The 4361-nt window shown below is 73.5% G+C and carries 2 protein-coding genes; one reads left to right on the forward strand and one right to left on the reverse strand.

What is annotated here, in order from left to right; translation table 11 throughout:
• On the forward strand, positions 1-2977 hold a 2977-nt coding region (locus NQ160_RS19380), incomplete at its 5' end, for an ATP-dependent DNA helicase (protein WP_257516750.1).
• A gap of 61 nt (positions 2978-3038) precedes the next feature.
• Here the strand turns inward: NQ160_RS19380 and NQ160_RS19385 are convergent.
• Positions 3039-4334 (reverse strand): phosphotransferase, encoded by a 1296-nt coding sequence (locus NQ160_RS19385; RefSeq protein ID WP_257516751.1) that lies wholly within the window; start codon positions 4332-4334, stop codon positions 3039-3041.
• Between the last annotated feature and the right edge of the window lie 27 nt (positions 4335-4361).

Here is a 4361-nt window from a genome sequence, read left to right on the forward strand (position 1 = left end):
TCTTCACGCCGCGGGACGCCTCGATGCCTTCGCCGACGCGCCCAACGACGCCGCGCGGCGGGCCCTTCTCGCGGGCCTCGTCGCCGCCACGGGCGCCGTACCCGACGACGCCGACGACGAGTCGCTGCTGCACCGGCCAACGGTGTCCACGTACAACAGCTTCGCCGACGCGATCGTGCGCGAGCACGCCGTGCGCATCGGCCGCGACGGTCAGGCGGCGGTGCTCAGCGACTCGGCGGCCTGGCTGCTCATGCGACGCGTCGTGCTCGCCTCCGAGGACCCGCGCCTCGAAGAGCGCGGCGAGTCGGTGCGCAGCATCATCGACGCCGCCCTGCGCATCGCCCGTGACAGCGTCGACAACCTCGTGCCCCTCACGAAGCTCGCCGCCTTCCCGGAGCGGTTCGCGGACGTGCTCGAGCGCCCCTCCGAGAACAAGCGCACGGTCGTGTACGCCGAGGTCGCACGCGCCGCCGAGAAGGTCGGTGCGCTGTCGCTGCTGGCGGAGCTGGCGGCCGAGTACGACAGGCAGAAGGCGCGGCTCGGGGTCATCGACTTCTCGGATCAGGTCGCCGGCGCCCTCGAAGTCGTACGCAGTCACGAGTCCGTGGCCGCCGAGCTGCGCGATCGGTACCGGGTCGTGCTGCTGGACGAGTACCAGGACACCTCGGTCGTGCAGACGGATCTGCTGGCCACCCTCTTCCGCGGCACCGGCGTCATGGCGGTCGGCGACCCGCACCAGTCGATCTACGGATGGCGGGGGGCGAGTGCGGGCAACCTCGGTGACTTCGCGCGCGCGTTCGCCGGTGACGGCGAGAGCGGTCGCTTCGCCCTGCGCACCAGCTGGCGCAACAGTCGGCGGGTGCTGACGGCGGCCAACGCCGTGCTCACCCCCCTCGCGTCGACCGCCCCGGTGCCGGTCGACGAGCTGCTGGCGCGCCCCGCAGCCCCCGAGGGCGACGTGCAGATCGCCTTCGACGACGACCTGGATGCCGAGACCGACCGCGTCGCCCAGTGGTTCGCCGACGTGCGCGACCGCCGCGCCGCCGCGGGGCAGGCGACCACAGGGGCGATCCTCTTCCGGAGCAAGAAGCACATGGTGCGCTTCGGCGATGCGCTCGCGCGCCGCGGCATCCCACACCGCATCCTGGGGCTCGGCGGACTGCTGTCGACGCCCGAGGTCGTCGACGTCGTCTCCGCGCTGCGGGTGATCGCCGACCCGACCGCGGGTTCTGCCCTCATCCGGCTGCTCTCCGGGCCGCGCTGGGCCATCGGCCTGGCGGACCTGCGCGCCCTGGCGGAGCTCGCCCGCCGCATCGTGCGGCACGACCATGCCCTCCGGCCACTCGCTCCCGAGGTCGCGGAGCGCCTGCGCGGTTCGGCGGGCCAGGACCAGGGTTCGCTCATCGATGCGCTCGACTTCGTGCTGCGCCACCCCGCGGACCACGGATGGCTGGCCGGGTTCACGCCTGCAGCGCGCGAGCGGCTGCGCGAGGCCGGGGCGGTCTTCGCGGGACTGCGGCGCGCGGCGCGGCTGCCCATCCCCGAACTCGTCCGGCTCATCGAACTCGAGCTGCGGCTCGACGTCGAACTCGCCGCGAACGAGGCGCGCGGTCCCGCCCGCATCGCCTCCGAGCAGCTGCGCGCTTTCGTCGACGAGCTGCACGGCTTTCTCGCCGCCGACGAGACCGGGTCGCTCACGAGCCTGCTGGCCTGGCTCGACCACGCCGAGAAGCTCGACGAATTCGCGCCCCGCACCGAGCCGCCCGAAGACGACGTCGTGCAGCTGCTCACGATCCACGGCTCCAAGGGACTCGAGTGGGATGCCGTGGCGGTGGTGCGTCTGGTGAAGGACGAGCTGCCCACCGCGGCGAAGGACACCAAGGGGTGGCTGTCGTTCGGCGTGCTGCCGTACGAGTTCCGTGGCGACGCCCCGTGGCTGCCGCGGCTGCGTTGGCACCGTGAGGACGCGCCGACGCAGCAGGGGCTGAAGACGGCACTCGAGGACTTCGTCGCCGCGCAGCGCGCGCGCCAGCTCGAAGAGGACCGCCGACTGGCCTATGTGGCGGTCACCCGTGCGAGGGACCACCTGCTCATGACCGGCTCGAGCTGGTCGGGCACGCGCAGCGCGCGCGATCCGAGCGTTTTCCTGCTCGAGATGGCGGAGGCGCTCGGTGTCGAGCCGCCCGAACCGCAGCCCGACGTGAACCCGTACCTGGGGGAGCGCCGCCTGCTGACGTGGCCGATCGACCCGCTGGGTGCCCGCACGCACGCCGTGCACGCCGCCGCCGAGGCGGTGCGCGCCGCGCAGGCGGAAGACCGGCCCGAGCCGCATCCCGAACTCGAGCTGCTGCTGGCCGAACGGGCCGCGCGCGCCGCCGACCGGGTGCGCTCAGCACCCACCCGCATCCCGGCCTCGCGGTACAAGGACTACGTCAGCGACTTCGCCGGCACCGTGGCCGCCGTCGCGCGTCCCCTGCCCGAGCGGCCATACCGCCAGACGCGTCTGGGTACCCTCTTCCACGCCTGGGTGGAACACCGATCGGGCCTGGTCGGCGCCGGGTCGTCGACCGACGATGCGCTGTGGGAGCTCGACGACGACGCCGGCGACGGCGCTGCGCCCCTGTCCACCGACGACGCCGAGGCGATGGCGCAGCTGAAGCAAGCGTTCGCCGCCACCGAGTGGGCGCCGCTGCGCCCCATCGAGGTCGAGACCGAGATCGACTTCACCATGACCGGGCCCGACGGCCGGGAGCACGTGATCATCTGCAAGCTCGACGCCGTCTACCGCCGGGGAGAGCGCTACGAGATCGTCGACTGGAAGACCGGCCGCCCGCCGACGACAGCCGCCGAGCGCGAGCAGCGCATGGTGCAGCTGGAGCTGTACCGCGCGGCCTACCACGCCAAGCACGGGGTGCCGGTGGAGCTCATCGACGTCGCACTCGTCTACGTCGGCGCGGGGGTCGTGCTGCGGGGGTGACCCCGCCTGCCCGTGGGTCCGCTACGCGGCCCGCCTGCACCGCGTGTCGCGCCGAACGTCGTTACTCGGTGGTGCGCCAGCGACGCAGCGCGTTGCGGGCGGCGTCGTCGCGCTCCTGCTCGTGGGCGGGGCCCGCGGAGCTGTCGTCACGGTCGGCCTCGGCTGCGGCTGCGGCTGCGGCTGTGGCCTCGGCTGAGGTCTGGGCCGCGGCCGGCGCGGCGTCGTCCGACGAGAACAGCGAGAGCTCGAGGGGCTGGGTCGGCTGGGCCGTGGGGTCGGGGTCGCTGTCGGCGGTGTCCTGGGCGAACATCGAGAGCATCGAGGGGTCGTACGTGTCGGTCTGCATCGACGTGTCGACGATCTCACCTGTCGCATCCGACATGCGGCCCACCCTGGCCAGTGCGTCGTCGACGTCGACCGCATCGGTCGAGACGAGCGGTGTCTCCCCGACTCCATCGGCGAGGGATTGCAGCAAGGCGACCGCGTCGCTGACGACGCTCTCGCTGCCTGCGGCCTGGCCGTGAACCAGCCACTTCGCGAACTCCAGCTCGGCGTAGAGGCGTGCGCGGTCGCGCAGGCGCGCGTCGGGTGCGCGGTGGGCCCGGCCCAGGTATCCCGCGTACACGTCCTCGGCGGCCTCCGGCGCGGATGCCAGCCACCGCAGGTCAGCCGCAGGGTCGCCCACGCTCAGGCCGTGCCAGTCCAGCAGGCCGGTGACGGTGGGGACGTCGTCGACGTCTTCGAGCAGGAAGGCGGTGGGCTCGGCCCCGCCGAGCGTCACGGCGGCCTCGAACCGCCAGAGCTCGTCCGCGGCGAGGGCCGTGCTCCATCGCCGCAGCAGGGCGAAGGGGAGCAGCCCCGTGGCCTCGGCCCGATCCAGCATCCGTTCGGCTTCGTCGCGCACCTGCGCGGGGGTGCGGGCGGGAAGGCCCGCATCGCGCACGACCGAGATGGGCAGGCCGTGGATGTCGGCGATCGCGGCGCCCAGCGACGTGGCGACGCCGCGCCCTGGGGGCACATGGGCCGCCTCGACGCGGTAGCCCGGCAGCAGGTCGGACACGAACACCCGTGAGCCGCCGAGGCCTGCTTCGCCCAGCACCTCGGGAGCGCGGAAGGGCAGCACGCCGCGCACCCCGGCCGACAGGGCCCGCAGCACGCGCACCTGGGCGACCAGCTCGTCGGCGGCCTCGGCGGAGTTGGCCACCCGCACCACCACGCGGCGGCCGTCGTCGAGGTCGGCCACCGCCGAATCGAAGCGGCCGGCGGCGCTCTCTGTCAGCTCCCCGACCCCGACGACGGCGACCCGGGGAAGGGCCGACGTGACTGACGCGGCTAAAGTGAGGGGAGAGCGTGCCATGCCCCCCAGGGTAGGTCGCGCGCGCTC

The sequence above is a fragment of the Microbacterium sp. zg.Y909 genome, from assembly GCF_024626565.1.

What these genes read in the sequence shown, in the direction of transcription:
- NQ160_RS19385 (WP_257516751.1), bottom strand. Translation starts at nt 4,334, where the DNA reads ATGGCACGCTCTCCCCTCACTTTAGCCGCGTCAGTCACGTCGGCCCTT.